Source organism: Streptomyces sp. NPDC024555 (assembly GCF_055559335.1).
The window spans coordinates 20,863-47,265 of the sequence record NZ_JBVHKV010000029.1 but is presented as its reverse complement, the minus strand read 5'-3'; the positions used below and the strand labels follow the sequence as shown (position 1 = coordinate 47,265).

25 protein-coding genes are annotated in these 26,403 nt (G+C 71.7%); 11 read left to right on the top strand and 14 right to left on the bottom strand.

The window, feature by feature from the left end; all coding sequences use genetic code 11:
- Window positions 1-114 precede the first annotated feature (114 nt).
- From ACZ4FH_RS34175 to ACZ4FH_RS34150, 6 genes are all read left to right on the top strand, one after another.
- Entirely contained in the window at window positions 115-1,956 is a 1,842-nt protein-coding gene (locus ACZ4FH_RS34175) for a phosphatidylglycerol lysyltransferase domain-containing protein (protein WP_467309653.1), read from the top strand.
- A 30-nt stretch (window positions 1,957-1,986) separates the two neighbouring features.
- A complete protein-coding gene (folP, locus tag ACZ4FH_RS34170) occupies window positions 1,987-2,847 on the top strand; it encodes a dihydropteroate synthase (RefSeq protein WP_467309652.1) in 861 nt (286 codons plus the stop codon).
- Window positions 2,844-3,326, top strand: coding sequence for a nuclear transport factor 2 family protein (locus ACZ4FH_RS34165; protein WP_467309651.1), 483 nt, complete (start codon window positions 2,844-2,846; stop codon window positions 3,324-3,326). The genes folP and ACZ4FH_RS34165 overlap by 4 nt, the downstream gene beginning before the upstream one ends.
- 219 nt (window positions 3,327-3,545) lie before the next feature.
- Window positions 3,546-3,905 (top strand): dihydroneopterin aldolase, encoded by a 360-nt coding sequence (gene folB / locus ACZ4FH_RS34160; RefSeq protein WP_467309650.1) that lies wholly within the window; start codon window positions 3,546-3,548, stop codon window positions 3,903-3,905.
- Window positions 3,902-4,513, top strand: a complete 612-nt coding sequence (gene folK / locus ACZ4FH_RS34155) for a 2-amino-4-hydroxy-6-hydroxymethyldihydropteridine diphosphokinase (RefSeq protein WP_467309649.1) — start codon at window positions 3,902-3,904, stop codon at window positions 4,511-4,513. Before folB ends, folK begins: the two co-directional genes overlap by 4 nt.
- A 58-nt stretch (window positions 4,514-4,571) precedes the next feature.
- Window positions 4,572-5,066, top strand: a complete 495-nt coding sequence (locus ACZ4FH_RS34150) for a DUF3180 domain-containing protein (protein WP_467309648.1) — start codon at window positions 4,572-4,574, stop codon at window positions 5,064-5,066.
- Window positions 5,067-5,085: 19 nt separating this feature from the next.
- On the opposite strand, the gene ACZ4FH_RS34145 is transcribed toward ACZ4FH_RS34150, so the two are convergent.
- From ACZ4FH_RS34145 to dacB, 7 genes are all read right to left on the bottom strand, one after another.
- Window positions 5,086-6,099 (bottom strand): hypothetical protein, encoded by a 1,014-nt coding sequence (locus ACZ4FH_RS34145; RefSeq protein ID WP_467309647.1) that lies wholly within the window; start codon window positions 6,097-6,099, stop codon window positions 5,086-5,088.
- A gap of 43 nt (window positions 6,100-6,142) precedes the next feature.
- Window positions 6,143-6,748 (bottom strand): GTP cyclohydrolase I FolE, encoded by a 606-nt coding sequence (folE, locus tag ACZ4FH_RS34140; protein WP_450683670.1) that lies wholly within the window; start codon window positions 6,746-6,748, stop codon window positions 6,143-6,145.
- Window positions 6,749-6,896: 148 nt separating this feature from the next.
- Window positions 6,897-8,915 (bottom strand): ATP-dependent zinc metalloprotease FtsH, encoded by a 2,019-nt coding sequence (gene ftsH, locus ACZ4FH_RS34135; protein WP_467309646.1) that lies wholly within the window; start codon window positions 8,913-8,915, stop codon window positions 6,897-6,899.
- Window positions 8,916-9,110: 195 nt separating this feature from the next.
- On the bottom strand, window positions 9,111-9,650 hold the full coding sequence (hpt, locus tag ACZ4FH_RS34130; RefSeq protein ID WP_383648825.1) for a hypoxanthine phosphoribosyltransferase: 540 nt from the start codon (window positions 9,648-9,650) through the stop codon (window positions 9,111-9,113).
- 101 nt (window positions 9,651-9,751) lie between these two features.
- Window positions 9,752-10,861 carry a tRNA lysidine(34) synthetase TilS gene (gene tilS, locus ACZ4FH_RS34125; protein ID WP_467309645.1) on the bottom strand — a complete coding sequence of 370 codons (1,110 nt, stop codon included), beginning with the start codon at window positions 10,859-10,861 and terminating at the stop codon, window positions 9,752-9,754.
- Between the two features lie 241 nt (window positions 10,862-11,102).
- The gene (locus ACZ4FH_RS34120; RefSeq protein WP_467309644.1) at window positions 11,103-12,224 is read right to left on the bottom strand and encodes a zinc-dependent metalloprotease; all 1,122 of its coding nucleotides are present in this window, start codon (window positions 12,222-12,224) and stop codon (window positions 11,103-11,105) included.
- Window positions 12,225-12,294: 70 nt separating this feature from the next.
- A complete protein-coding gene (dacB, locus tag ACZ4FH_RS34115) occupies window positions 12,295-13,791 on the bottom strand; it encodes a D-alanyl-D-alanine carboxypeptidase/D-alanyl-D-alanine endopeptidase (protein WP_467309643.1) in 1,497 nt (498 codons plus the stop codon).
- A gap of 86 nt (window positions 13,792-13,877) precedes the next feature.
- Between dacB and ACZ4FH_RS34110 the strand changes: the two genes are divergently transcribed.
- Window positions 13,878-14,372 carry an inorganic diphosphatase gene (locus ACZ4FH_RS34110; protein WP_003968257.1) on the top strand — a complete coding sequence of 165 codons (495 nt, stop codon included), beginning with the start codon at window positions 13,878-13,880 and terminating at the stop codon, window positions 14,370-14,372.
- A 160-nt stretch (window positions 14,373-14,532) separates the two neighbouring features.
- A complete protein-coding gene (locus ACZ4FH_RS34105; RefSeq protein ID WP_467309642.1) occupies window positions 14,533-16,221 on the top strand; it encodes a threonine/serine exporter family protein in 1,689 nt (562 codons plus the stop codon).
- Between the two features lie 33 nt (window positions 16,222-16,254).
- On the opposite strand, the gene ACZ4FH_RS34100 is transcribed toward ACZ4FH_RS34105, so the two are convergent.
- A complete protein-coding gene (locus ACZ4FH_RS34100; protein ID WP_467309641.1) occupies window positions 16,255-16,968 on the bottom strand; it encodes a DedA family protein in 714 nt (237 codons plus the stop codon).
- Between the two features lie 149 nt (window positions 16,969-17,117).
- Here ACZ4FH_RS34100 and ACZ4FH_RS34095 point away from each other — a divergent pair, with 149 nt between their 5' ends.
- Entirely contained in the window at window positions 17,118-17,483 is a 366-nt protein-coding gene (locus ACZ4FH_RS34095) for a YbjQ family protein (RefSeq protein ID WP_467309640.1), read from the top strand.
- A gap of 35 nt (window positions 17,484-17,518) precedes the next feature.
- Here ACZ4FH_RS34095 and ACZ4FH_RS34090 read toward each other — a convergent pair whose 3' ends face one another.
- Window positions 17,519-18,277, bottom strand: coding sequence for a MerR family transcriptional regulator (locus tag ACZ4FH_RS34090; RefSeq protein ID WP_467309639.1), 759 nt, complete (start codon window positions 18,275-18,277; stop codon window positions 17,519-17,521).
- Between the two features lie 137 nt (window positions 18,278-18,414).
- Between ACZ4FH_RS34090 and ACZ4FH_RS34085 the strand changes: the two genes are divergently transcribed.
- Both ACZ4FH_RS34085 and ACZ4FH_RS34080 read left to right on the top strand, forming a co-directional pair.
- Window positions 18,415-19,689 carry an ion channel protein gene (locus ACZ4FH_RS34085; RefSeq protein WP_467309638.1) on the top strand — a complete coding sequence of 425 codons (1,275 nt, stop codon included), beginning with the start codon at window positions 18,415-18,417 and terminating at the stop codon, window positions 19,687-19,689.
- Window positions 19,690-19,789: 100 nt separating this feature from the next.
- Complete coding sequence (locus ACZ4FH_RS34080) at window positions 19,790-21,214, top strand: glutamate decarboxylase (protein ID WP_467309637.1); 1,425 nt, start codon at window positions 19,790-19,792, stop codon at window positions 21,212-21,214.
- 3 nt (window positions 21,215-21,217) lie between these two features.
- Here the strand turns inward: ACZ4FH_RS34080 and ACZ4FH_RS34075 are convergent, their stop codons facing one another.
- The 5 genes from ACZ4FH_RS34075 to ACZ4FH_RS34055 form a co-directional block, all read right to left on the bottom strand.
- The gene (locus ACZ4FH_RS34075; RefSeq protein WP_467309691.1) at window positions 21,218-21,964 is read right to left on the bottom strand and encodes an ABC transporter permease; all 747 of its coding nucleotides are present in this window, start codon (window positions 21,962-21,964) and stop codon (window positions 21,218-21,220) included.
- A 35-nt stretch (window positions 21,965-21,999) separates the two neighbouring features.
- Window positions 22,000-22,947 carry an ATP-binding cassette domain-containing protein gene (locus ACZ4FH_RS34070; protein ID WP_467309636.1) on the bottom strand — a complete coding sequence of 316 codons (948 nt, stop codon included), beginning with the start codon at window positions 22,945-22,947 and terminating at the stop codon, window positions 22,000-22,002.
- A 79-nt stretch (window positions 22,948-23,026) separates the two neighbouring features.
- Window positions 23,027-23,668: a PadR family transcriptional regulator gene (locus tag ACZ4FH_RS34065; RefSeq protein ID WP_467309635.1), complete on the bottom strand. Its 642-nt coding sequence runs from the start codon at window positions 23,666-23,668 to the stop codon at window positions 23,027-23,029.
- Between the two features lie 77 nt (window positions 23,669-23,745).
- Window positions 23,746-25,203 (bottom strand): aldehyde dehydrogenase family protein, encoded by a 1,458-nt coding sequence (locus ACZ4FH_RS34060; RefSeq protein WP_467309634.1) that lies wholly within the window; start codon window positions 25,201-25,203, stop codon window positions 23,746-23,748.
- A 54-nt stretch (window positions 25,204-25,257) separates the two neighbouring features.
- Window positions 25,258-26,139, bottom strand: a complete 882-nt coding sequence (locus ACZ4FH_RS34055) for a helix-turn-helix domain-containing protein (protein ID WP_467309633.1) — start codon at window positions 26,137-26,139, stop codon at window positions 25,258-25,260.
- Window positions 26,140-26,403: the final 264 nt, after the last annotated feature.

Below are 26,403 nucleotides of genomic sequence, written 5' to 3'. Positions count from 1 at the left end.
AAATTTCCGGGTGCCGGATGAACCGGTCCCCCGGAAGCCTCGTCCTAGAGGGCGCACCTCGTCCGGAGGGCCTCGGCCGACGGACTCCACACTCTCGCGCGGAGCTACGGAAGCATGTCTGTCACGCTAGATGGGGATAAATCAGGAACGGTTCCGATGGGCGTACGCAGGTTCGTCCACGCACCACGGGCCGAAGCCGTGCCGGGACTCGTCGGCACCGCCTGCACCGCCGTCGGCCTGATCGACATCGCCGCGGGCGTCTTCCCGCGCTTCCGGCACAGCCGGATGCACACCCTCGCCGAGGTGCTGCCCGGCGCCCTCGGCCCCTTCGCCGCCGCCCTCGCCCTCAGCGCGGGCGTCCTGCTGCTGCTCCTGGCCCACGGCCTGAAACGGCGCAAGCGGCGCGCCTGGCGGGCCGCCGTGGTCCTCCTGCCGGCCGGTGCCGTCGCCCAGTTCACCTACCGCCATTCGGTCATCGGCGTCCTCGTCTCCCTGGCCCTGTGCTGGCTGCTGCTGCGCCACCGGAGCGAGTTCGCCGCCCTCCCCGACCCGCGCAGCCGCTGGCGCGCCCTGGCCAACTTCGTGCTGCTCGGTGCCGGTTCGCTGGGGCTCGGACTGGTCGTCGTCAGCGTCCACCCGGGCCGGCTGGTCGGCAGCCCGAGCATCGCCGACCGCCTCCAGCACGTGCTGTACGGCCTGTTCGGCTTCGAGGGACCGGTCGAGTACGCGGGCGACACCTCCTGGACCGTCGCCTACTCCCTGGGCGCGCTCGGCCTGCTCACCGCCGTCACCACCATCTATCTGGCCTTCCGCCCCGAGCACCCCGCCGCCCGGCTCACCGAGGACGACGAGACCCGGCTGCGCGCCCTTCTGGAACGCCACGGCGGCCGCGACTCCCTCGGCCACTTCGCGCTCCGCCGCGACAAGGGCGTCGTCTTCTCACCCAGCGGCAAGGCCGCCGTCTGCTACCGCGTCGTCTCCGGCGTGATGCTGGCCAGCGGCGACCCCATCGGCGACGTGGAGGCCTGGCCCGGCGCCATCGAACGCTTCATGGACGAGGCCCGCGCCCACTCCTGGACCCCCGCCGTCATGGGGTGCAGCGAGACCGGCGGCGAGGTCTGGACCCGCGAGACCGGACTGGACGCCCTGGAGCTCGGCGACGAGGCGGTGGTGGACGTCGCGGATTTCTCCCTGGCCGGACGGGCCATGCGCAACGTCCGTCAGATGGTGAAACGCATTGAGCGCGGCGGCTACGTCACCCGGGTCCGGCGCGTCGCCGACATCGGCGAGGCCGAACTGGCCCGCATCCGCCGCGCCGCCGCCGACTGGCGCGGCACCGACACCGAACGCGGCTTCTCCATGGCACTCGGCCGGATCGGCGACGAGGCCGACCGGGACTGCTTCGTCGCCACCGCCCACAAGCCCGACGAGGACGCCGCCGACTCCCCGTACGGCGATCTCAAGGCCGTCCTCCACTTCGTCCCCTGGGGCACCGACGGCATGTCCCTCGACCTCATGCGCCGCGACCGCTCCGCCGACCCGGGGATGAACGAGCTGCTGATCGTCGCCTCCCTCCAGGCCGCGCCCCGGCTCGGGATCAGCCGCGTCTCGCTCAACTTCGCGATGTTCCGCTCCGCCCTGGCCCGGGGCGAGAAACTGGGCGCGGGCCCGGTGCTGCGCGTCTGGCGCGGGCTGCTGGTCTTCCTCTCCCGCTGGTTCCAGATCGAATCGCTGTACAAGTTCAACGCCAAGTTCCGGCCCCGCTGGGAGCCCCGCTTCGTCGTCTACCGCACCGCCCGCGACCTCCCCCGGATCTCCTTCGCCGCCATGCAGGCCGAGGGCTTCGTCACCCTCGCACTCCCCCGCCCCCTGGCCCGCCGGCTCTCCCCCGGCGGCCGCCGCCCCTGCCCCCACACCCGAGCCTCCTCCGGGGAGCACGGCATCCACGCCGCCTGACCGCGCCCCCTCAGGCCCTACGCTGGTCGTATGAGTACGTTGCAAGGACGAGGCACGGTCCAGGGCCTGCCGGAGTGGGACCGCTGCGCGGTCATGGGCGTCGTCAACGTGACCCCCGACTCCTTCTCCGACGGGGGCCGCTGGTTCGACACCACGACGGCCGTCAAGCACGGCCTCGACCTGGTCGCGGAGGGCGCCGACCTGGTCGACGTCGGCGGCGAGTCGACCCGCCCCGGCGCCACCCGGGTGGACGAGGCCGAGGAACTGCGACGCGTCGTACCGGTCGTGCGCGGGCTGGCCTCCGAAGGCGTCACGGTCTCCGTCGACACCATGCGGGCCCGCGTCGCCGAGCAGGCCGTCGCCGCCGGCGCGGTCCTGGTCAACGACGTCAGCGGCGGCCTCGCCGACCCCGACATGGTCCCCGTCGTCGCCGCCGCCTCGGTGCCCTTCGTCGTCATGCACTGGCGCGGCTTCAGCGAGTCGATGAACAGCCGCGCGGTGTACGAGGACGTCGTCACCGAGGTCGTCGACGAGCTCCGCGCCCGGATGGACGCCGTGGTCACGGGCGGCGTCGCCCCCGAACGGATCGTGATCGACCCCGGCCTCGGCTTCGCCAAGGAGGCCGGTCACGACCTGTCCCTCATCGCCGGACTCGACGCCCTCCACGGCCTCGGCCGGCCCCTGCTGGTCGCCGCCTCCCGCAAGCGGTTCCTCGGCCGGGTCCTGGCCCGCGAGGGCGCCGCCCCGCCGCCCGCCCGGGAACGCGACGCCGCCACCGCCGCCGTCTCCGCCCTCTCCGCCGCCGCCGGGGCCTGGGCCGTCCGGGTCCACGAGGTGCGCGCCACCGCCGACGCCGTCCGGGTCGCCCGCGCGGTCGAGGGAGCCGCGTGAACGACCCCCGGGACGACCCCGCCTCCGCCGCCGCCGACATCGAGGCGGTCGAACGGGCCAACACCGCGTTCTACACGGCCGTGGAGGAGGGCGACCTGGACGCGCTCACCTCGCTCTTCCTGCCCGGCGAGGACCTCACGGTCTCCTGCGTCCACCCCGGCTGGCCGGTGCTCACCGGACGCCGCGAGGTCCTGCGCAGCTATGCGCTGATCATGGCGAGCACCGAGTACATCCAGTTCTTCCTCACCGACGTCGTGGTCTCCATGACCGGGGACACCGCGCTGGTGACCTGCACCGAGAACATCCTCAGCGGCGGCCCCGCCGAGGAGGGCGGCTCGCTCGGCCCGCTCGTCGGCCAACTGGTCGTCGCGACCAATGTGTTCCGCCGCACTCCGGACGGCTGGAGACTCTGGTCGCACCACGGATCACCCGTACTGGCCGAAACCGGCGAGGAAACGGACGAAGAGTCCCCCTCCTGAGTGGGTTCCCCCACACCCTCGGGCCCAAAGACGACGCGAGGGGGTTGGAACCGGGCACATCGGGGTACGAGGGCCAGTCGGCTACCAGTCCCGTGACGCCCTGTCCATAGCCCCCATGGGGGAGGGGTGTCCGTGCGCGCGGGTAGATTCGGATCCGGGTACACCGCCGCCCGCACGCGGCCCTGCACCCCTTCGACAACAACAGCAGGAGTGATTCGCGTGGATCGTGTCGCGCTGCGCGGCCTCAAGGCCCGTGGGCACCATGGCGTCTTCCCCAAGGAACGGGAAGAGGGGCAGACGTTCATCGTGGACCTGGTGCTCGGCCTCGACACCCGCCCCGCGGCAGCCGCCGACGACCTCACGAAGACCGTGCACTACGGCGTGGTCGCCGAGGAGGTCGTCGACGTGGTCCGGGGCGAGCCGGTCGATCTGATCGAGACCCTCGCGGAGCGCATCGCCCAGCAGTGCCTCGCGCACGAAGGCGTCCAGGAGGTGGAGGTCGTGGTGCACAAGCCGGACGCACCCATCACCGTCCCCTTCGACGACGTCACCGTCACCATCACCCGGAGCCGAGCATGAGCGCATTTTCCACCGAGGGGCAGAGCGACCCGACCGTACAGCCGGTGCCCGCCGCCGTCGTCGAGCAGGTGGACGCCGCGGACATCACCCTCTCCAACCCCAAACGGGCCGTGCTCTCGCTCGGCTCCAACCTGGGCAACCGCCTGGAGACCCTCCAGGGGGCCATCGACGCCCTGGAGGACACCCCCGGCCTCCGGGTCAAGGCGGTCTCCCCGGTGTACGAGACGGAGCCCTGGGGCGTCGAGCCGGGCTCCCAGCCCTCGTACTTCAACGCGGTGATCGTCGTGAAGACGACGCTGCCCCCGTCCTCCCTGCTGGAGCGCGGCCAGGCCATCGAGGAGGCCTTCGACCGCGTCCGCGACGAGCGCTGGGGCCCGCGCACCATCGACGTCGACATCGTCGCCTACGCGGACGTGGTCTCCGACGACCCCGTCCTCACCCTCCCCCACCCCCGGGCCCGTGAGCGCGCCTTCGTCCTCGCCCCGTGGCACGACGTGGACCCCGAGGCCCAGCTCCCCGGCGCCGGACCGGTCGCCGAGCTGCTGGACGGCGTGGGCCGCGGCGGCGTTCTCCCCAGGACCGATCTGGAACTCCGGCTGCCCGAGTAGTCGTTAGGCTCATCGCAGACAGCAGGACAGGAACAGGCGGCGAAGGGCGGCTCACCCGGTGAAGCAACTACGGCTCGGAGTACTGGCGGGCCTCTTCGCCGCCGCCACGATCCTCTCCTGGGGCGCCGCCCGCCTCTGGAGCGCCTTCGGCACCCTGCCCGCCGTCCCCCTGGCCGCCCCCATCGTGCTCGCCGTCATCGCCGTCGTCCTGCTGGCCACGGCCCTCTCCCTGCGCGCCCGCTTCCGCGCCCAGCGCGAACGGCGCCCCGGCGCCAAGGGCGTCGAGCCGATGATGGCCGCCCGCGCCGTCGTCTTCGCCCAGGCCAGCGCCCTCGTCGTCGCCCTGGTCGCCGGCCTCTACGCCGGGGACGGCATCTTCCTCCTCGGCTCCCTCGACATCCCGCCCCGCCGCGACCAGGCCGTCTACGCGGGCTTCGCCGTCCTCGCCGGCATCGCGGTCGTCGCCGCCGCCCTCTTCCTCGAACACGTCTGCAAGCTCCCGGACGACAGGGACGGCGACGGCAACGGCAACAAGAGCGCGGCGGGGGCGTAGCGGGCACCGTCCGTACCGGTCACCACATCTCGCGGGCCAGATGCCCGTTGACCAGGAACGTCGGGTACGGAGCAAGCCGATACCCGTAGAAGGTGAAGGGCTTTCCCGGCGCCTTCCGCAGCCGCACATCGCTGACCTCCACCCATGCCGACTCCGACGGCTCCAGCGCATGGTGTTCGGGTCGGAACGTTCCCCGGGAAGCCCACGCGTCGACCACCACCAGATGCGAGGCCGTCCCCTTCGGACGAGGCGTGAACCGCGCACCGATCACCTCGGCGAGCTGCGTCAGGAATCCGACGTTCGCGCTCACCAGAACCCGTCCGGCCCACGTTCTGCTCCGGCAGCCGTCGCCGTCCGCGTACCCGTCCAGGAAGCCTTCGAACACGGTCATGTCCCGCAGGACGACACGCGGGAATCCCTGCCGCATGTGGTGCGCGTCGCCGCCGGTGTACTGACGCATCGCATCGGCGAGGTACGAGGAGACCACGCGCACACGAAAACCGGGCACGTCCCGTCCCAGGTACCCGGACGGGCGCGTCACCGCTTCCAGCCGGGCACGGAGCCCCGTCGCGGCCAGAAGGCTCCGCGCGTACTTCGCCGCGAACCACTCGTCGTTCACCACCAGCGAGAGGTAGTTCTTCCCGACGGTTCCGTCCGCGCACGTCGCCCCGACGACATAGCCGAAGTCGTATCCGGGCCGGATCACCAGCCTTCGACGGCACAGCTTCCTGGGATGGCTCCAGGCGAGCACGGTGCCGGCCGCGTCCCTCGCGTGAACCCAGCCGTCCGGGGTGCCCAGCAACTGGTCGGGCGAGACCGTGAAGACGGCGTGGCTCGTCACCACGTCCACGGCCTCACGCGCTTTGGCGGCCGTCACCTCGATGACCGTCGTCCGCGCTGTTCGGTCCCCGTCCAGTGTCCAGAGGCGGAAGCCCACCGCCACGCCCGCGGCCCGCTCCCGCCCGCCCACGGCATTCACCGTCTGCCTGCTCGGCAGTCCGTAGCCCATGGCCTTTCCCCCCGGATCCGACATCGGTCGTGATCCAGGAGAATAGGGCCGGCCTCTGACAATCCGGCTAGCGCGCCAGTATCAGGCTCATCGCCTCGGCTCGGGTGGAGGAGTCACGCAGCTGACCCCGCACCGCGGAGGTCGTCGTCTTCGCGCCCGGCTTGCGGATGCCCCGGACCGACATGCACATGTGCTCGGCCTCGATGACCACGATGGCGCCACGTGCTTCCAGGATGCGCATCAGGGAGTCGGCCACCTGCGTGGTGAGGCGCTCCTGCACCTGCGGTCGGCGGGCGAACACCTCGACCAGGCGCGCGAGCTTGGACAGCCCCGTGATCTTGCCGCTCTCCGCGGGGATGTACCCGATGTGGGCGACCCCGTGGAACGGAAGCAGGTGGTGCTCGCAGAGGCTGACGATCTCGATGTCCTTGACCAGCACCATCTCGTCGTGGCCGAGGTCGAACGTGGTCGTGAGGACGTCCTCGGGCTCCTGCCGCAGGCCGGCCAGGATCTCCTTGTAGGCCCGCGCCACCCGCGCCGGCGTCTCCCGCAGGCCCTCCCGGTCCGGGTCCTCGCCGACGGCGATCAGGAGCTCGCGTACGGCCGCCTCGGCCCGCTTCTCGTCGAACTCGCCGATCGAGCCCTGGCCGTCCAGCGTCACCGGGTCGGTCATCTGTGCCTCGTTCCTCTGTGCCTTATCGCGGTGCCATCCGCGCAGGTGTACGGAAATGCCGCGCCCCCACAGGCTAAAACCTGGGGGGCGCGGCATCCATTCCGGGCCCGGTGCGGGCCCCGTGACGGGGGCCACACCGGGGACGGGTCTAGCTCTCGGGGCGGTCCTCCGTGACCGACTCGGCGGGGGTGTCCGTGACCGAGCCGTTGGTCGTGGTGGCGCCGTTGGTGAGGGCGAGCTCCTTCGGGGAGAGCACCGGGGGCCGGGTGGACGGCGTGCGCCGTGACGAGCCGGTCCACGCGGGGCGGGCCGGGCGCTTGACGATCGGGGCGAAGATCTCGGCGATCTCCGCCTTGCCCAGGGTCTCCTTCTCCAGGAGCTGGAGGACCAGGGCGTCCAGCACGTCGCGGTTCTCGACGAGGATCTCCCACGCGTCGTTGTGGGCGGTCTCGATGAGCTTCTTGACCTCTTCGTCGACCAGCGCGGCGACCTCTTCGGAGTAGTCGCGCTGGTGGCCCATCTCGCGGCCCACGAACGGTTCGGTGTTGTCGCCGCCGAACTTGATCGCGCCGAGCCGCTCGGTCATGCCGTACTGCGTGACCATCGCGCGGGCCGTCGCGGTGGCCTTCTCGATGTCGTTCGCCGCGCCGGTGGTCGGGTCGTGGAAGACCAGCTCCTCGGCCGCGCGCCCGCCCAGCATGTACGCCAGCTGGTCGAGCATCTCGTTGCGGGTCGTGGAGTACTTGTCCTCCTCCGGGAGCACCATCGTGTAACCGAGTGCGCGGCCGCGGGAGAGGATCGTGATCTTGTGGACCGGGTCCGACTGGGGGGAGGCCGCCGCGACCAGGGCGTGTCCGCCCTCGTGGTACGCGGTGATCTTCTTCTCCTTCTCGGACATGATCCGGGTCCGCTTCTGCGGACCCGCCACGACGCGGTCGATGGCCTCGTCGAGCGTGGCGTTGTCGATGAGCTTCTGGTTGCTGCGCGCCGTGAGGAGCGCCGCTTCGTTCAGCACGTTCGACAGGTCGGCACCGGTGAAGCCGGGCGTGCGGCGGGCGACGGCGCCGAGGTCGACGTCCGGGGCGACCGGCTTGCCCTTCTGGTGGACCTTGAGGATCTCCAGACGGCCCTGCATGTCGGGGCGGTCGACCGCGATCTGCCGGTCGAAGCGGCCCGGACGCAGCAGCGCCGGGTCGAGGATGTCCGGCCGGTTGGTGGCGGCGATCAGGATGACGCCGCCCTTCACGTCGAAGCCGTCCATCTCCACGAGGAGCTGGTTGAGCGTCTGCTCGCGCTCGTCGTGGCCGCCGCCCATGCCGGCGCCGCGGTGGCGGCCGACGGCGTCGATCTCGTCGACGAAGACGATCGCCGGGGCGTTCGCCTTGGCCTGCTCGAAGAGGTCGCGCACCCGGGAGGCACCGACACCGACGAACATCTCGACGAAGTCGGAGCCGGAGATCGAGTAGAACGGGACGCCCGCCTCGCCGGCGACGGCGCGGGCGAGCAGGGTCTTGCCCGTACCGGGAGGCCCGTACAGCAGGACGCCCTTGGGGATCTTGGCGCCGACGGCCTGGAACTTCGCCGGCTCCTGGAGGAACTCCTTGATCTCCTGGAGCTCCTCGACCGCCTCGTCCGAACCCGCCACGTCGGCGAAGGTCGTCTTGGGGGTGTCCTTGGTGATCAGCTTGGCCTTGGACTTGCCGAACTGCATGACCTTGGAGCCGCCGCCCTGCATCTGATTCATCAGGAACAGGAAGACGACCACGATGAGGACGAACGGCAGCAGCGTGAAGAGGATCGAGACGAACGGGGACTGCTTCGACGGCGAGACGGTGTAGCCCTTGTCGATGTCACCGCTCTCGAACTTCTTCTGCAGCGCGTCGGCGATCTGGACGCCCTGGTCGCCGATGTAGCTCGCCTGGAACTTGCTGCCGGACTCGCCCGAGAGCTTCTGGCCGTCCTTCAGCTCGATCTTGATGATGTGATCGTCACCGGTGGTGAGCTTGGCCTCGTCCACCTGGTTCTTATTGATCGCCTGGATCACCTTGCCGGTGTCCACCGTCTTGTAGCCGCCACCCGAGCCGACGACATTCATCAACACGACCACGGCGAGGACGGCCAGCACGATCCACATGACCGGCCCACGGAAGTATCGCTTCACGTCCATCCATACGGAGCGGAAGCCGCCCCGTCCCTCCTGCCCGTAGGTAAATGCTGCTGTGAGTAAAGACTGTTCTTCGGACGGTACACCGGCATTGTCACCGACGTCCGCCTGGGACGTCCGGGAAACCCGCCTTCGAAGGCTCAACGGCGGGCCGCCGGCGAGGGTTCCCCGGCCCCGGCGCGGGTTGTTCCGGCGTGGTCAGCCGCCGTACACGTGCGGGGCGAGGGTGCCGACGAACGGGAGGTTGCGGTACTTCTCCGCGTAGTCCAGCCCGTAGCCGACGACGAACTCGTTGGGAATGTCGAAGCCGACCCACTTGCAGTCGAGCGCGACCTTCGCCGCGTCCGGCTTGCGCAGCAGGGTGCAGATCTCCAGCGAGGCGGGCTCGCGCGAGCCCAGGTTCGACATCAGCCAGGACAGCGTCAGACCCGAGTCGATGATGTCCTCGACGATCAGGACGTGCTTGCCCTTGATGTCGGTGTCGAGGTCCTTGAGGATCCGTACGACCCCGGAGGACTGAGTGCCGGCGCCGTACGAGGAGACGGCCATCCAGTCCATGGTGACGGGGGTGGACAGCGCGCGCGCCAGGTCCGCCATGACCATCACCGCGCCCTTGAGGACACCGACGAGGAGCAGGTCCTTGCCGGCGTACTCCGCGTCGATCTTCGCGGCCAGCTCGACGAGCTTCGCGTCGATCTCTTCCTTGGTGAGGAGCACCGCCTGGAGGTCGGCACCCATGTCCTTCTCGTTCACCCGCGTCTCTTTCTCCGCCTGGCGGGTCCGGGACGTGGTCCCGGGCCCGGACGGCCGCTCGCCCTGCATGTCAGCACGCTTGTGCGTCAGCTCTGCCGAATGACCAGTCTGCCACCCTGACGCAGGGCTTCGACGCGGCCGGGGAGGTTGATGGCCTGCTGGCCGCGCCAGCCGGTGACGAGACGGTCGACTTCCTCGATGTGCCGGGCGAACAGCGAACCGGCCGGGGAACCGGCTTCTATGGCGGCGCGGCGCAGGACGCGGCGGCGCACGGCGGGCGGCAGCGCGTGCAGTTTGGCGCATTCCAGCCGGCCCGCGTCGTCGCGCACGTCACGTCCGGCCTCGGCGGCCCAGGTGTCGAGGGCGTCCGCGTCGTCGCGGGAGAGCTGGGCCGTCCGGGCGAGCGCCTCGACGACCCCCTTGCCCAGGGCCTTCTCCAGGGCGGGCAGGCCTTCGTGGCGCAGCCGGGAGCGGGTGTAGGCGGGGTCGATGTTGTGCGGGTCGTCCCAGACGGGCAGGGACTGGGCCAGACAGGCGGTGCGGGCGGTCTGGCGGTCGAGCTGGAGGAAGGGGCGGCGGTAGCGGCCGGCGGGTCCGGAGGCGGCGGCCATGCCGGACAGGGAGCGGATGCCGGAGCCGCGGGCGAGTCCGAGCAGGACGGTCTCCGCCTGGTCGTCGCGGGTGTGGCCGAGCAGGACGGCGGCGGCGCCGTGGCGTTCGGCGGCGGCGTCGAGGGCGGCGTAGCGCGCGTCGCGGGCGGCGGCCTCGGGTCCGCCGTCCTGGCCGACGTGGACGGCGACGGCCTCGACGGGGTCGAGGCGCATGGCGGTGAGGCGGCCGGCGACCTCGGCGGCGCGGAGGTCGGAGCCGTCCTGGAGGCCGTGGTCGACGGTGATGCCGCCGGCGCGGACGGGAAGCTTGCGGGCCTCGAAGGCGAGTGCGGAGGCGAGGGCCATGGAGTCGGCGCCGCCGGAGCAGGCGACGAGGACCAGGGGGCCCCGGGGGTTCAGGGAGGTGTCGGGCCGTTCGGCGAGGGCGGGGGCGCGCCCGCCGGAGCCGGCCCGGACGAGCTCGGGGCGCGGGGCGCGGCCGGTCCGTCCGGCGTGTTCGGCCCGTTCGGCGTGTTCGTTGAGTACGTCGTGGAGTACGCGGCGGACCGCCAGGCGTATCGCCGCGACCGCAGGATGGGGACCCATGTCCGGTGCCCTTCGTGAAGTTCTGGAGAGGTGCCTCCGAGTTCCGGGACGGGAAGGAGTGCCGTCACTCAGAGTGCGTCGATGGTGACAGAGCAATGCCGTTCATCGAGCATTGCACGCCTTCCCATGCCCCTACGGTCCCTCGGATGGGTGATTACCGGCGCGTTGCCCTCGCGGAAGTGTCCGGCGAGCGCCCCCCTCGTCCATGATCCGCCGGGCAGGTCAGCCTCCGGCGCGTCCCTCAGCGGTGCACCCGGGCGATCCAGTCCTCGGGGGCGGCGATCTCCGCCTTGGTGGGCAGGGTGTTGGGCGAGGTCCAGACGCGGTTGAAGCCGTCCATGCCGACCTCGTCGACGACGGCGCGCACGAAGCGTTCACCGTCGCGGTACTGACGGAGCTTGGCGTCGAGGCCGAGGAGCTTGCGCAGGGCCTGGTCGAGGCGGCTCGCGCCGCGCGCCCTGCGCTGCTGGAACTTCTCGCGGATCTCGCCGACGGAGGACACCACCTCGGGGCCCACGCCGTCCATCACGTAGTCGGCGTGGCCCTCCAGGAGGGACATCACCGCGGTGAGGCGGCCGAGGATCTCGCGCTGGGCGGGGGTCTGCACGATCTCGACGAGGCTGCGTCCGCCGTCCTCGCCGTCCTCGCCCTCGGGGCGTCCGCCGGAGAGGGACTGGGCGGCCTCGCGGAGCCGTTCGAGCACGGTCATCGGGTCGACGTCGGTCTCGTCGAGGAATGACTGGATCTCGCCCTGGAGGTGGTCGCGGAGCCAGGGCACGGCGGTGAACTGGGTGCGGTGGGTCTCCTCGTGGAGGGCGACCCAGAGGCGGAAGTCGTGGGGGTCGACCTCCAGCTCCCGTTCGACGTGGACGATGTTCGGGGCGACCAGCAGGAGCCTGCCGCCGCCCTCGGCGGAGGCGGGCAGGTCGCGGGTGGCGGGGGCGAAGGTCTCGTACTGGCCGAGGACGCGGGAGGCCAGGAACGACAGCAGCATCCCGACCTCGACGCCGGTCACCTTGGAGCCGACCGCGCCGAGGACGGCGCCGCCCGCGCCGTTGCCGCGCCGTTCCTCCATCTTCTCCAGGAGGGGGCGCAGCAGTTCCCGGAAGCCCGCGACGTTCGCGCGGATCCAGCCCGCCCGGTCGACGACCAGGACGGGGGTGTCCTCCGGTTCGGTGCCCTCGGGGATCATCCGGGTGAAGGCGCGGACGTGCTCCTCGGCCGCCTTGGCGTGCCGGCGCAGCTCCGCGACGACCTCGCGGGCCTCCTCGCGGCTCACTTCGGGGCCCGGCCGCACAAGCCGGGTCGCGGTCGCGACCGCGAGATTCCAGTCGACCATCCCGGCACCACCGATGCGCGTCATGCGTCAACCGTACGTGCTGCGCCCTTGATGCGGAGCGGTGTTGACGGTCCGGAGGGCGGCGTCCGGCCGGTCAGCGGTGGCCGGACGCCAGGGCGGTGGCGAGGGAGTCGAGGGCGGACTGGGCCTCGGCGGGGGCGGTGGTGCCGGAGGCGAGGAAGGCGAACGCGAGCAGCCGGCCGCCGGGGGCGACGACGGTGCCGGAGAGGGTGTTGACGCCGGTGAGGGTGCCGGTCTTGGCGCGGATCAGGCCGGTGCCGCCGGACGCGGTGGTGTAGCGGCCGCTGAGCGTGCCGCTGAAGCCGGCCACGGGGAGGCCGGTGAGGACGGGGCGGAGTTCGGGGTGGCCGGGGTCGGCGGCGCGGGCGAGGAGTCCCGCGAGGAGGGCGGCGGTGACCTTGTCCTCGCGGTCCAGTCCGCTGCCGTCGGCGACGGTGACGCCCTTGAGGGGCAGTCCGAGCTTCTTCAGCTGGGCGGTGACGGCCTGTCCGCCGCCCCGGAAGTCGGCGGGCCGGCCCGCCGCGTGCGCGGTCCGGCGGGCGAGGGCCTCGGCGATGTCGTTGTCGCTGTTGGTGAGGGCCCGTTCGACGAGGGCGGAGAGCGGGGCGGACAGATGGCGGGCGACGGGCGCGGAGGTGGCGGCGGCGCGGCCGGGGGCGGCGCCCTCGCCGGTGTCGACGCCGGCCTGTTCGAGGAGTTTCCCGAAGGCGTCGGCGGCGTCGCCGGCCGGGTCCTCGCTGCGGGGCGCGGGTCCGCTGGAGCTCTTGTCGAGCCGTCCCTCGTCGATCATCAGGGCGCTGAGCGGGGCGATGTTCTCGTTGGGGCCGATCGGGTGGAGCGCCGGTCCGGAGTAGGCGGAGGTGTCGTAGCGCAGCCGTACGGAGCGGACGCCGCCGTCCTTGAGGGCGCGGGCGGTGTCGGCGGCCAGGGTGCGCAGGGCGGCCCGGTCGAGGGTGGGGTCGCCGCCGCCGACGAGGGTGACGGTGCGCAGGTCCTTCGAGGCGCGGACGGTGGTGGGGATGCGGTCGTCCGGGCCGAGCGCGGTGAGCGCGGCGACGGTGGTGGCGATCTTGATGGTGGAGGCGGGGGTCATGGGCGTGTCGGCGGCGACGCCGTAGAGCCGCTCGCCGGTGGCCGTGTCGATGACGACGGCGCTGCGCCGGGTGCCGAGCGCGGGGTTCCTGAGGAGCGGGTCCAGGGTGGCGCGCAGGGGGGCGGTGGCGGGGGCGTCGGCCGTGCGGGGCGCGTCGCCGGACGCGGCGCCCAGGGGGGCGAGGACGGCCGGGGCGCTGGGGGCGGGGGCGGGGGCCGCGAGGGTGCCCGGCTCGTGATGTGCGCCACCTGTACGGGTCCGGGCGGCCGCCCAGTCCTGCTCGGCCTTACGCTGACCCGAGTCCCAGGGACCGGCGGCGAGGACGGCGCCGGCGGCGAGCGCCAGGCCCAGGACGGCGGAGACGGCCGTGAACTGCCGGTCGCTCAGTCCGTTGCGCGGAGACGGGTGGTCCGTGAGGATCCTCCCCTTCAGCGCGGAGAGCGGGTTGAACGACGGTCTTTTCACCGGCTCGGCCACCGTTGACCAGCCCCTTTCGCGAGCACACATCTCCGTGGGGGACACTTAACCACCAGTCGTATGTGTTGATCATGGAGGAGCCACCCGTGGAGTTCGACGTCACCATCGAGATTCCGAAGGGTTCGCGGAACAAGTACGAGGTGGACCACGAGACCGGTCGGATCCGCCTGGACCGTCGACTCTTCACCTCGACCAGCTACCCCGCGGACTACGGCTTCGTCGAGAACACCCTCGGCGAGGACGGCGACCCGCTGGACGCGCTGGTCATCCTGGACGAGCCGACCTTCCCCGGCTGCCTCATCAAGTGCCGCGCGATCGGCATGTTCAGGATGACGGACGAGGCCGGCGGCGACGACAAGCTGCTGTGCGTGCCGGCCTCCGACCCCCGGGTGGAGCACCTGCGCGACATCCACCACGTGTCGGAGTTCGACCGCCTGGAGATCCAGCACTTCTTCGAGGTCTACAAGGACCTGGAGCCGGGCAAGTCCGTCGAGGGCGCCGACTGGGTCGGCCGCGCCGAGGCGGAGGCCGAGATCGAGGCCTCGTACAAGCGCCTGGAGGCGCAGGGCGGCGCTCACTGACGCAGGGCCGTTCCCACCGTTCCGTTTGAGGTTCGGTACGGCGTTCCGCGGGCGGTACACCTTCACGGGTGTGCCGCCCGTTCGGCTGTCCGCCCATAGCCGTGGCCATACTGGGCAGGAGCGCGGCCGAGGACGCGCAGCCGATGAGGAGCGAGGTCGAATGGTGGCGGAACCGGGCGGTCCCGATGACGAGAAGCCCCAGTCCGACGAGGCGCGCAGCGCCTTCTCCCAGCCTGCCGGGGTGGAGAGGTCCACTCCGGTGGAGGACGACCATCCGACGTCGGAGTTCGCCCTTCCGGAGGGGCTGACGTCCGAGCCGCAGGGCCCGGCCCAGGGTTCCGGTTCGGGTTCCGGTTCCGGTTCGGAGACGATCGGTTCGGCCTTCGCCCCGCCCAGTACGTACGACGTCCGCACCTCCCCTCCGGCCTTCACCCCGGCGCACGGCATCCCGATGGTCCGGCTGACCCGGGAGGCGCCCTGGCAGGACCGGATGCGCACGATGCTGCGGATGCCGGTGGCCGAGCGCCCGGCGCCGGACGCCGTGCAGCGGCACGACGACGCGGGGCCCGCCGTGCCTCGGGTGCTCGACCTGACGCTGCGCATCGGCGAGCTGCTGCTGGCCGGGGGCGAGGGGGCCGAGGACGTCGAGGCGGCGATGTTCGCGGTGAGCCGCAGTTACGGGCTGGACCGCTGCGAGCCGACGGTGACGTTCACCCTGCTGTCGATCTCGCACCAGCCCTCGCTGGTCGACGACCCGGTGACGGCGAGCCGCACCGTGCGCCGCCGGGGCACCGACTACACCCGGCTGACCGCGGTCTTCCGGCTGATCGACGACATCACCAGCGAGGAGGCGGAGGTCTCCCTGGAGGAGGCCTACCGGCGGCTGGCGGAGATCCGGCGCAACCGGCACCCGTATCCGGGCTGGGTGCTGACGCTGTCCGCGGGGCTGCTGGCGGGGGCGGCCTCGGTGCTGGTGGGCGGTGGTCCGCTGGTCTTCCTGGTGGCCGCGCTGGGCGCGATGCTCGGGGACCGGCTGGCCTGGCTGTGCGCGGGGCGGGGGCTGCCGGAGTTCTACCAGTTCGCGGTGGCCGCGATGCCGCCGGCCGCGATGGGGGTGGCGCTGACCCTGACGCACTGGTCGGACGTGCGGCCGTCGGCGGTGATCACCGGTGGGCTGTTCGCGCTGCTGCCGGGGCGGGCCCTGGTGGCGGGGGTGCAGGACGGGCTGACCGGCTACTACATCACCGCGGCGGCGCGGCTGCTGGAGGTCATGTACTTCTTCATCGCCATCGTCGCCGGGGTGCTGCTGGCGCTGTACGGGGGGCTCCAGCTGGGGGCCGAGCTGGACCCGGAGGCGCGGTTCATCACCCATGACCGGCCGGTGGTGCAGATCCTGGCCTCGATGATGCTGACGCTGGCGTTCGCGATCCTGCTCCAGCAGGAGCGGGCCACGGTGCTGGTGGTGACCCTGAACGGGGGCGTGGCCTGGGTGATCTACGGGGCGATGGCCCGGACGGGGCATCTGTCGGCGGTGGCGTCCACCGCGGCGGCGGCCGGTCTGGTGGGGCTCTTCGGGCAGCTGTTCTCGCGGTACCGCTCGACGTCCTCGCTGCCGTTCATCACGGCGGCGATCGGTCCGCTGCTGCCCGGTTCCGCGACGTACTTCGGTCTGCTGGGCGTGGCGCAGAACGAGCTGGACCGGGGCCTGGCCTCGCTGTCGACGGCGGTGGCGACGGCGCTGGCCATCGCGATCGGGGTGAATCTCGGGAGCGAGATCTCCCGGATGTTCATGCCCGGGGTGGTCGGCCGGTCGAGCCGCCGCGCGGCCAAGCGGACGCGCGGCTTCTGACTCCGGACAGGACCCGGGCCCCGGGCTGCGGGCTCAGCGCTTGGCGTGCCGGCCGCCGCGGCGGGCGGCCGGGGTGGTGCCGGGGGCGTGGTCCGGGTCGTCGGCGCCGCCGTCGGCGGCCTCCTTCTTCGACTTGGAGCGGGCGCGCAGGAACTCGATGCCGATCGGGACGACGGAGATCAGCACGATGAGGACGAGCATCGCCTCGATGTTCTCGTGCACGAAGTCGATCTGGCCCAGCCCGGCGCCCAGCAGCGTCACGCCGACGCCCCAGAGGACGCCGCCGATGATGTTGAACGTGATGAAGGAGCGGTAGTTCATCCGGCTGACGCCCGCGATGATCGGCGTGAACGTCCGCACGATGGGCACGAAGCGGGCCAGGACCAGCGACTTCGGCCCGTACTTCTCGAAGAACTCGTGGGCCTTCTCGACGTTCTCCTGCTTGAAGAGGCGGGAGTCCGGGCGGCTGAAGAGCGAGGGGCCGACCTTGCGGCCGAAGAGGTAGCCCACCTGGTCGCCGATGATCGCGGCGAGCGCGACCAGGACGCAGACCAGCCAGAGCGGGGTGTCGAGCTTGTCCGTCGTCACCAGCAGACCCGTGGTGAACAGCAGCGAGTCGCCGGGCAGGAAGAACCCGATCAGCAGTCCGGACTCCGCGAAGACAATGGCCAGCACACCGATCAGACCGAACTCCCCGATGAGGTAGTCCGGATCCAGCCAGCTGGGTCCGAGCGCAAGCGTATTCAAGGGTCCGGGCTCCAGGATGTGGGTCGATGGCGGCTGCGTGGCCGCCCAAAGCTATCAACGCCGCGGACCGCCTCCGGGTTCCACCGGCCCCCGTGGAGATGCACAGGGGATGAAGCGGGGCAAAACTCATCTCCAGGAGGTGCCACACCATGGGCATTGAGGAGTACGGCGGCGGCCAGACGGCCCAGTCCGATGTGCTGGTCGTCACGACCAATGACGTACCCGGACACCGGGTGACGCAGGTCATCGGGGAGGTGTTCGGTCTGACGGTCCGCTCCCGCCACCTGGGCAGCCAGATCGGCGCCGGACTGAAGTCCATGATCGGCGGCGAGCTGAAGGGACTGACCAAGACGCTCGTCGAGACCCGCAACCAGGCCATGGAGCGCCTGGTCGAGCAGGCGCGGGCGCGGGGCGCCAACGCGGTGCTGATGATGCGCTTCGACGTGACGGAGGCGGCCGACGTCGGCACGGAGGTCTGCGCGTACGGGACCGCCGCCGTGATCAGCAAGGAGTGAACGGGTGCGGGGGCGGGCGCCCGCCCCCGCACCGCTCAGCCCCGGCGTCGCGCGTTGGCCTCGATGGCGTCCCTCAGGTGCTCGGCCAGGCCCGGCCGCATCGAGTCGTAGAACGCCTTGAACCGCGGATCGGAGACGTACATCTCCCCGAGCCCCCGGTGCATCTCCGTGGAGCACTCGTAGAACCAGCCCGTGATGTGGAGCCGGTGCTCCTCGGCCATGTCCATGGCCCGCTCCCCGTCGGCGGGCTCGCCGTCCGCCATCAGGGCGTCGTAGCGCTCGCCCCAGGAAGCGACCTCGGCGTGCATGCGCTGCCAGTCCTCCTTGGTGTAGCGGGCGGCCCGGCGCTGCGACTCCGCGTAGGACTCGGTGCCTCCCCAGCGGCGCTCGGCCTCCTCGGCGTACCGCTCCGGGTCCTTGTCCCCGAAGACCTCGAACCGTTCCTCGGGCGTGAGGTCGATACCCATCTTCCGTGCCTCCATGGCTCTCTCCACCGCATCGGCCATCCGTTGCAGTTCGGCGATCCGACGCTCCAGGAGGGCGTGGCGGCGGCTCAGGTGCTCCCGCGCGTCCGCGCCCGGATCGTCGAGCAGTGCCGCGATCTCGTCGAGGGGGAAACCCAGCTCCCGGTAGAACAGGATCTGCTGGAGCCGGTCGAGGTCGGCGTCGTCGTACCGCCGGTGGCCCGCGTGGCTGCGCCCGCCGGGCGAGAGCAGTCCGATGCCGTCGTAGTGGTGCAGCGTGCGCACCGTGACCCCGGCGAATCCGGCGACCTGTCCCACGGAGTACTCCATGGCTCCCCCGCTCCTTCCCTGTGGTCGGTACATGTCCGAGCCTCGGTCCTGACGTGACGTGAGGTGCAAGCCCGAAATCCCGCACCGTTCGCCCGATTTGCTGGGTTATCAGCCTTTTGCCTGGCTAGGGTGACCCCATGGCCACCGATTCCGCCGCCCCCGCCGCACCGGCCCCCGCGCGCCGGCTCCTGCTGCTCATCGTGCCCGCCCTGGCGGTCGGCGTGGCGTCGGCCCTGATCCTGCTGGGGGTGAGCCTGCTCGCCGAGTCGTTCCAGGACGTGCTCTGGGAGACGCTGCCGGACGCGCTGTCGATCGGCGGCTACTCCTCGCTCTGGATGATCGTCATGCTCACCGCGATCGGCCTGGTGACCGGACTGGCCGTACGGGCGGTGCCCGGCCGGGCCGGACCCGATCCGGCGACCATGGGCCTGGTCGACCCGCCGCTGCCCCCGCTGGTGGTGCCGGGACTGCTGGTGGTGACGGTGCTGGCGCTGGCCGGCGGGGTCAGCCTGGGCCCCGAGAACCCGATCACCGCCGCCAACATCGCGCTGGCCTTCTGGGCGGGCCGCCGCCTCGTGCCGGACGCCCCGGCCGAGCTGTGGCTCGGGCTCGCCGCCGCCGGCACCATCGGGGCGCTCTTCGGCACCCCGGTCGCCGCCGCGCTGATCCTCTCCGAGACGCTCGCCTCCACCCCGGGCGCGGGCGCCCTGTGGGACCGGCTCTTCGGGCCGCTCGCGGCCGGTGCGGCGGGCTCGCTCACCATGACGCTGGCGGCCCACCCCAGCTTCGACCTGTCGCTGCCCGACTACCCCGGACCGCACTGGGGCGATCTGCTCTCCGCCGTCGTGATCACCTCGGCCGGCGCGCTGCTGGGGCTCGCGGCGGTGTACGCGTTCCCGCTGGCGCACCGGGGGTTCCGGGCGCTGCGCCACCCGGTCGTGGCGATGACCGCGGGCGGGCTGATCCTCGGACTGCTGGGGGCGCTCGGCGGCCACCTCACCCTCTTCAAGGGGCTCGACGAGGTGAAGACCCTCGCCGCCGACCCGGACGGCTGGTCGGCCGGGGAGTTCGCGGGCATGGCCGTGGTGAAGACCGCGGCCCTGGTGATCGCGGCGACCTGCGGCTTCCGGGGCGGCCGGATCTTCCCGGCGGTCTTCTGCGGCGTGGCGCTCGGACTGTGCGCCCACGCCCTGGTCGACGCGGTGCCCATCTCGCTGGCGGTGACCTGCGCGGTGCTCGGGATGCTGCTCGCCGTCACCCGGCAGGGCTGGATGAGCCTGTTCACCGCCGCGGTCCTGGCCTCGGACATGGACCTGATCCCGATGCTCTGCGTCGCCACGCTCCCCGGCTGGCTGCTGGTGACCGGACGGCCGCTGATGCAGCTGCGCGAGGACGGGACACCGATGCGGTAGCCCGGCGCGCCGTACGCCCCGGATGTCCGTATGGTCGGGAACGGTCCGTCACCGGAATCCCTCCGTCAGGCCGGCGCCAGCCGGGAAGGGCAGGTCAGCGATGCCGCTCCACAAGGGCTCCGCCGAGAGCGCCGAACCGTCCGACGCACGCCGCAGGCTCGCGCTCAACCCCTTCTTCGGCGAGGCCGACCCGGTCGCCGGAATGGAGTCGGCGCCGCCGCGCCACCGGATGCCCGACGGACCGCTGCCGCCGCACACCGCGTACGGACTCGTCCACGACGAGCTGATGCTCGACGGCAACTCCCGGCTCAACCTCGCCACCTTCGTCACCACATGGATGGAGCCCCAGGCCGGGGTGCTGATGGCCGAGTGCCGCGACAAGAACATGATCGACAAGGACGAGTACCCGCGCACCGCCGAACTGGAGCGGCGCTGCGTGGCGATGCTCGCCGATCTGTGGAACGCCCCCGACCCGTCGGCGGCCGTGGGCTGCTCGACCACCGGGTCCAGCGAGGCGTGCATGCTGGCCGCGCTGGCGCTCAAGCGCCGCTGGGCCGCGAAGAACGCCGACCGCTATCCGGCGACCGCCCGGCCCAATCTGGTGATGGGCGTCAACGTGCAGGTGTGCTGGGAGAAGTTCTGCACCTTCTGGGAGGTCGAACCGCGCTTCGTCCCCATGGAGGGCGAGCGCTACCACCTCGACCCGGAGGCCGCCGCCGCACTCTGCGACGAGAACACCATCGGCGTCGTCGGCATCCTCGGCTCCACCTTCGACGGCAGCTACGAACCCGTCGCCGAGCTGTGCGCGGCCCTGGACGCCCTCCAGGAGCGCACCGGCCTGGACATCCCCGTCCATGTGGACGGGGCGTCCGGGGCGATGGTGGCGCCGTTCCTCGACGAGGACCTGGTCTGGGACTTCCGGCTGCCCCGGGTCTCCTCCATCAACACCTCGGGGCACAAGTACGGCCTGGTCTACCCGGGCGTCGGCTGGGCGCTGTGGCGCTCGCCCGCCGAACTGCCCGAGGAGCTGGTCTTCCGGGTCAACTACCTGGGCGGTGACATGCCCACCTTCGCGCTCAACTTCTCCCGGCCCGGCGCCCAGGTGGTCGCGCAGTACTACACCTTCCTGCGGCTGGGCCGCGAGGGCTACCGGGCCGTGCAGCAGGCGTCCCGGGACGTGGCGACCGGACTGGCGGAGAAGATCGAGGCGCTGGGCGACTTCCGGCTGCTGACCCGGGGCGACCAGCTGCCCGTCTTCGCGCTCACCACCAGGCCGGAGGTGACCGCGTACGACGTCTTCGACGTCTCCCGCCGGCTGCGCGAACGGGGCTGGCTGGTGCCCGCGTACACCTTCCCCGCCAACCGGGAGGACCTCTCGGTGCTGCGGATCGTCTGCCGCAACGGCTTCTCCTCGGACCTGGCCGCGCTGCTCCTGGAGGACCTGACCCTCCTGCTGCCGGAACTGCGCGCCCAGGACCACCCGTTGAGCCGCGACCGGGCCCCCGCCACCTCCTTCCACCACTGAGGCTCAGCGGCTGAGCCGCGCGAACCTCCGCACCGCCGGCGGGAAGAACACCGCGAGCATCGCCAACGGCCAGAGCACCGCCAGGAGTCCGGCGTGGCCGGCGGCCCAGGAGTCACCGCCGCCGCCCGGGTTCCCGAACAGTCCGCGCACCGCCGTCGCGGTCGCCGACATCGGGTTCCACTCCACGGCCGCGCCCAGCCAGCCCGGCATCGACTCCGGGACGGCGAACACATTGGAGAGGAAGCCCACCGGCCAGACCAGGACCTGCACCGTCTGGACCAGCTCCGGCCGCCCGGCCACCAGCGCCAGCAGGATGCCGAGCCACAGCATCGCGAACCGCAGCAGCAGGAGCAGCCCCACCGCGCCCAGCGCCGCGGCCGCCCCGTCGTGCCAGCGCCAGCCCACGGCGTACCCCACCGCGCCCATCACCAGGAGCCCGGCCGCCGACTGGAGCATGTCCGCGACCGAGCGGCCCACGAGCACGGTGCCGGAGACCATCGGCATCGAGCGGAACCGGTCCACGACCCCCTTGTCGAGGTCCCGGGTGACCGCGAGCATCGTCCCCTCCAGGCCGAAGGCCATGGTCAGCGTCAGCATGCCGGGCACCAGGTACTCGGACGGGTCGCCCTCGACACCGCGGCCACCGCCCACCAGATAGGTGAACATCAGCAGCAGCATCACGGGGAAGACCAGGCCCACCGCGACCTGCACCGGCTGCCGCGCCCAGTGCGCGAGTTCGCGCCGGGTCATCGTCCAGGAGTCCGCCACCACCCAGGTCACCGCGCTCACGCGGACACCTCCACACGCTCGTCACGGCCGGTCAGGGAGAGGAAGACCTCGTCGAGCGTCGGTCGGCGCACGGCGATGTCGTCCACCGCGACGCCCGCCTCCTCCAGCGCCCGTACGGCACCGGCGAGCGCCGCCATGCGGTCGGCGGCCGGGGCCCCGACCGTCCGCCGGTCCGGGTCGGTCACCGCGCCGCCGGGCAGCAGCGCCGCCGCGCGCTCCAGCTGGGCGGCGTCCCGCACCACCACCTCGACGCGGTCGCCGCCGACCCGCGCCTTCAGCTCGTCGGCCGTGCCCTCGGCGGCCACCCGGCCGCCGTCCACCAGGGAGATCCGGTCGGCGAGCTGATCGGCCTCCTCCAGGTACTGCGTGGTCAGCAGGACCGTCGTGCCGGCCCCCACCAGGGAGCGCACCGCCGCCCACACCTCGGCCCGGCCGCGCGGGTCGAGCCCGGTGGTCGGCTCGTCCAGGAACAGCACCTCCGGATCGGTGATCAGGCTGGCGGCCAGATCGAGGCGGCGCCGCATGCCGCCGCTGTGGGCGCGGACCGCCTTGCGGCCGGTGCCGTCGAGCCCGAAGCGGGTCAGCAGTTCGTCCGCCCGCGCCCCGGCCCGGCGCGCCCCCAGGTGGTACAGCCGGCCGAACATCTCCAGGTTCTGCCGGCCGCCCAGCTCCTCGTCGAGCGCCGCGTGCTGCCCGAGGAGCCCGATCCGGCGGCGGACCTCGCCCGGCCGGCTCCGTACGTCGTGGCCCGCCACCTCGGCCCGGCCGGCGTCGGGCCGGAGCAGGGTCGACAGGATGCGGACCAGGGTGGTCTTGCCCGCGCCGTTGGGCCCCAGGACCGCGTGCACGGTGGACCGGCGCACGGTCAGGTCCAGTCCGTCCAGGGCGTACCGCGCCCCGTAGCGTTTGCGCACTCCCTCGACGACGATCGCGTCCGTCTCCATCGCCTCACCCCTTCGTAGTCAAACTTGACTAGTGCGAGGAACGAAAGGTAGGCGACCGCGCGCTATTCGTCAAACTTGATTAGTGGGCGTCCCCGGGATCCGGCACCCCGGTCGCGTACGGGTTCTCCTGGCCCTCGGCCAGCACCCCGACGAAGGGCTCGCCCTCGCCCGCGAAGACGTACGCCCCGCCCTCGATCCGGTCGATCAGGCCGCGCGTCCACTCCGCGCCCGCGTCCGCCGAGTGCACCCAGAGGTTCATGACCTCGCCGATGTGGCCGACCGCCTCGGGCCCGTCCTGCGGGATGTAGTGCTCGGTGACCGCGGCCCGCCAGACCGCCAGGTTCTCCAGCCGCTGCCGCAGCAGGGCGACCGCCTCGGAGCGCTCCAGGTCGACGATGAAGCCGATGCCCGCGGAGAGCACGTCCATCTTCTGGTCGTACGAGGTCAGCGCGGCGCGCAGCAGGGAGAGGTACTCCTCGGTGCCGCGCGCGGTGATCTCGTACTCGGTGCGCGGCGGGCCGCCGACCGTGCTCGGCGCCACCTCGTGGGCGAGCAGCATGCCCTGCTTGGCCAGCTGCTTCAGCGCGTGGTAGACGGAGCCCGGCTTGGCGTTGGACCACTCGTGCGCGCCCCAGTACTCCAGGTCGTTGCGCACCTGGTAGCCGTGCGCACGGCCGTGCTGGCGGACGGCGCCGAGGACCAGCAGCCGGATCGCGGACATGCCTCCACCCTCTCTGATCAACTTTGACCAGAGTAGCCGGGCGGGCGGACCGGCCCCCGCGGAGCCGTCCGGGCGGGTCAGAGCGGGAAGTGGCTCCGGCCGTGCTGGATGGAGATCCACTTCTGCGTGGTGAACGCCTCCACCGTCGCGTCGCCGTTCAGCCGGCCGTTGCCGGAGGCCTTCTCGCCGCCGAAGGCGACCAGCGGGTCGTCCTGGACGGTGGCGTCGTTGACGTGGAACATCCCGCTGTCGATCCGCCGGGCGAACCGCACCCCGCGCTCGGGGTCGGCGGTGTGCACCGCGCCGCTGAGTCCGTAGGGGCTGTCGTCCGCGATCCGCACGGCCTCGTCCTCGCCGTCGAAGGGGATCAGCAGCGCCACCGGGCCGAAGATCTCCTGGTGGAGCAGCGGGGAGTCCGCCGGGAGGCCGGTGAGCACGGTCGGCCCGACCAGCGTGCCCCGGGTGCGGCCCCGCACGAGCGCGGTGGCGCCCTCGGCGAGGGCCTGGTCGACCAGGGCCGTCAGCGCCTCGGCCTGGAAGGTGTTGATGACCGGACCGATCTCGGTCTCCGGATCGCGCGGGTCGCCGGTGCGGAGGGCGGCCACCCGGGCGGTGAACTTCTCGGTGAACTCGGCGGCGACGGACCGGTCCACCAGGATCCGGTTGGCCGCCATGCAGACCTGGCCCTGGTAGACGAAGCGGCTGAAGACCGCCGCGTCGACCGCGTAGTCGAGGTCCGCGTCGTCGAGCACCACCAGGGCGCTGTTGCCGCTGAGTTCGAGGATGACGCGCTTGAAGCGGGCGCCCGCGGTCGCGGCGACATGGCGGCCGGTGCGGTCCGATCCGGCGAAGGAGATCACCTTGGGGACCGGGTGCTCGATGAACGCGTCGCCTATCTCCGCTATGTCGGTGACGACGACGTTGAGCAGCCCGGCCGGCAGCCCGGCCTCCTCGAAGATCCGGGCGACCAGCCCGCCGCCGGTCACCGGGGCGTTCTGGTTGGGCTTGAGGACGACGGCGTTGCCGAGGGCCAGGGCCGGCGCGACGGACTTCATCGTCACCAGGAAGGGGAAGTTGAAGGGGCTGATGACCCCGATGACCCCGACCGGGACGCGGTAGAGGCGGTTCTCCTTGCCGTCCACCGGCGAGGGCAGGATCCGGGCGGCGGGGAGCAGGGCCTGACGGGCGGCCTCGCGCAGGAAGTCCTGGGCGGCGGCCAGTTCGTACCGCGCCTTGGAGCGGGTGCCGCCCAGTTCGTCGACGATCGCCTCGACGATGTCGTCGGCCAGCTCCTCGGTGACGCGCACCGCCCGCTCCAGCACGCCCCGGCGCTCGTGCGCGGTGGCGGCGGCCCAGTCGCACTGGGCGCGCTCGGCGGCGCGATAGGCCCGGTCGACCTCGTCGGCGGTGGCGACGGTGATGGCGGCGAGCTTTTCCCCGTTGTAGGGATTGAAATCGATGATGTCCCACGAACCCGATCCGGCGCGCCATTCACCGTCGATGTACTGCGCGGCCAGCTCGTGGAAGAAGGACATGCGATCCCTTAACTCAGGTGCAGACTCCTGCGGTCGCGCCATCGTACTGAAATCTCAGGAGAGTTGGAGAAGTCCTCGCAGGAGATCCCGGCTCTCCTCGGGCCCGGGGCTCTCCTCGTGGAGACGCGTCATCGCCTTTTCGTACTGGGCGACCTCTTCTGCCTTGTCCAGATAGAGCGCACTTGTCAGCTGCTCCAAATAGACAATGTCCGACAGATCGGATTCCGGGAATCGAAGCATCGTGAAAGCACCGCTCTCGCCCGCGTGCCCGCCGAAACTGAAGGGCATCACCTGGAGCGTGATGTTGGGCCGTTCCGACATATCGATCAGATGCCGCAATTGCGCCCGCATCACCTCCCGTCCGCCGTACGGACGGCGCAGCGCGGCCTCGTCCAGGACGGCGTGGAAGCTCGGGGCGCGTTCGGAGACGAGGGCCTTCTGGCGTTCCAGCCGCAGCGCGACGCGGCGGTCGATCTCGGCCGCGGGGGCGCCCCTCATGCCCCGGGAGACGACGGCGTGCGCATAGTCCTCGGTCTGCAACAGACCGTGCACGAACTGGACTTCGTAGATCCGGATGAGCGAGGCGGCGCCCTCCAGGCCGATGTACGTCTGGAACCAGCCGGGCAGGACGTCTCCGTAACTGTGCCACCAGCCCGCCACGTTGGCCTCGCGGGCCAGGCCGAGCAGGGATTCGCGCTCCGCCTCGTCCGTGACTCCGTAGAGCGTGAGCAGGTCCTCGACGTCCCTGGCCTTGAAGCTCACCCGTCCCAACTCCATGCGGCTGATCTTCGATTCGGAAGCCCGGATCGAGTAGCCGGCCGCTTCCCGGGTGATGCCGCGGGAGTCCCGCAGCCGCCTGAGCTGCGAGCCCAGCAGGATGCGCCGCACCACGGATCCACTCGACTCGCCTGCCGCCACCGGTCCAACCCTCCCCATCGCTTCCTGGGCATCGGGGCACCCCCGAACCCCAAGAGCCGGATTCTGCCATCAAAACGCTTCAGCCCGTACTCATTCGATTACGGAAATGAGAAGAGATCCGGAACCCCTCGATTCCTCCCCAGGGAAGAAATAGCCAAGAACCGGCACGGGGTCGGACAGGTCCGGCGCGTGCACGTGCATCTGCCCTTGCATCTGCCCTGCGCATTCGGAACCATGGGCCTCGCGCACCTGCGTGCTCGTTCGTGTTGTGCCGCTGTACCC

Bases quoted from the DNA above. Each gene is read 5' to 3' on its own strand.
- tilS (WP_467309645.1), bottom strand. From the start codon at position 10,861: ATGGGTCCCCATCCTGCGGTCGCGGCGATACGCCTGGCGGTCCGCCGC.
- hpt (WP_383648825.1), bottom strand. From the start codon at position 9,650: ATGGGTGCCGACCTCCAGGCGGTGCTCCTCACCAAGGAAGAGATCGAC.
- ftsH (WP_467309646.1), bottom strand. From the start codon at position 8,915: ATGGACGTGAAGCGATACTTCCGTGGGCCGGTCATGTGGATCGTGCTG.
- ACZ4FH_RS34075 (WP_467309691.1), bottom strand. From the start codon at position 21,964: ATGACCCGGCGCGAACTCGCGCACTGGGCGCGGCAGCCGGTGCAGGTC.
- ACZ4FH_RS34080 (WP_467309637.1), top strand. From the start codon at position 19,790: ATGCCGCTCCACAAGGGCTCCGCCGAGAGCGCCGAACCGTCCGACGCA.
- ACZ4FH_RS34090 (WP_467309639.1), bottom strand. From the start codon at position 18,277: ATGGAGTACTCCGTGGGACAGGTCGCCGGATTCGCCGGGGTCACGGTG.
- ACZ4FH_RS34065 (WP_467309635.1), bottom strand. From the start codon at position 23,668: ATGTCCGCGATCCGGCTGCTGGTCCTCGGCGCCGTCCGCCAGCACGGC.
- ACZ4FH_RS34175 (WP_467309653.1), top strand. From the start codon at position 115: ATGTCTGTCACGCTAGATGGGGATAAATCAGGAACGGTTCCGATGGGC.
- ACZ4FH_RS34095 (WP_467309640.1), top strand. From the start codon at position 17,118: ATGGGCATTGAGGAGTACGGCGGCGGCCAGACGGCCCAGTCCGATGTG.
- ACZ4FH_RS34055 (WP_467309633.1), bottom strand. From the start codon at position 26,139: ATGGGGAGGGTTGGACCGGTGGCGGCAGGCGAGTCGAGTGGATCCGTG.
- ACZ4FH_RS34085 (WP_467309638.1), top strand. From the start codon at position 18,415: ATGGCCACCGATTCCGCCGCCCCCGCCGCACCGGCCCCCGCGCGCCGG.
- ACZ4FH_RS34060 (WP_467309634.1), bottom strand. From the start codon at position 25,203: ATGTCCTTCTTCCACGAGCTGGCCGCGCAGTACATCGACGGTGAATGG.
- folK (WP_467309649.1), top strand. From the start codon at position 3,902: ATGAGCGCATTTTCCACCGAGGGGCAGAGCGACCCGACCGTACAGCCG.
- ACZ4FH_RS34070 (WP_467309636.1), bottom strand. From the start codon at position 22,947: ATGGAGACGGACGCGATCGTCGTCGAGGGAGTGCGCAAACGCTACGGG.
- folP (WP_467309652.1), top strand. From the start codon at position 1,987: ATGAGTACGTTGCAAGGACGAGGCACGGTCCAGGGCCTGCCGGAGTGG.
- folE (WP_450683670.1), bottom strand. From the start codon at position 6,748: ATGACCGACCCGGTGACGCTGGACGGCCAGGGCTCGATCGGCGAGTTC.
- ACZ4FH_RS34105 (WP_467309642.1), top strand. From the start codon at position 14,533: ATGGTGGCGGAACCGGGCGGTCCCGATGACGAGAAGCCCCAGTCCGAC.
- ACZ4FH_RS34120 (WP_467309644.1), bottom strand. From the start codon at position 12,224: ATGACGCGCATCGGTGGTGCCGGGATGGTCGACTGGAATCTCGCGGTC.
- ACZ4FH_RS34145 (WP_467309647.1), bottom strand. From the start codon at position 6,099: ATGTCGGATCCGGGGGGAAAGGCCATGGGCTACGGACTGCCGAGCAGG.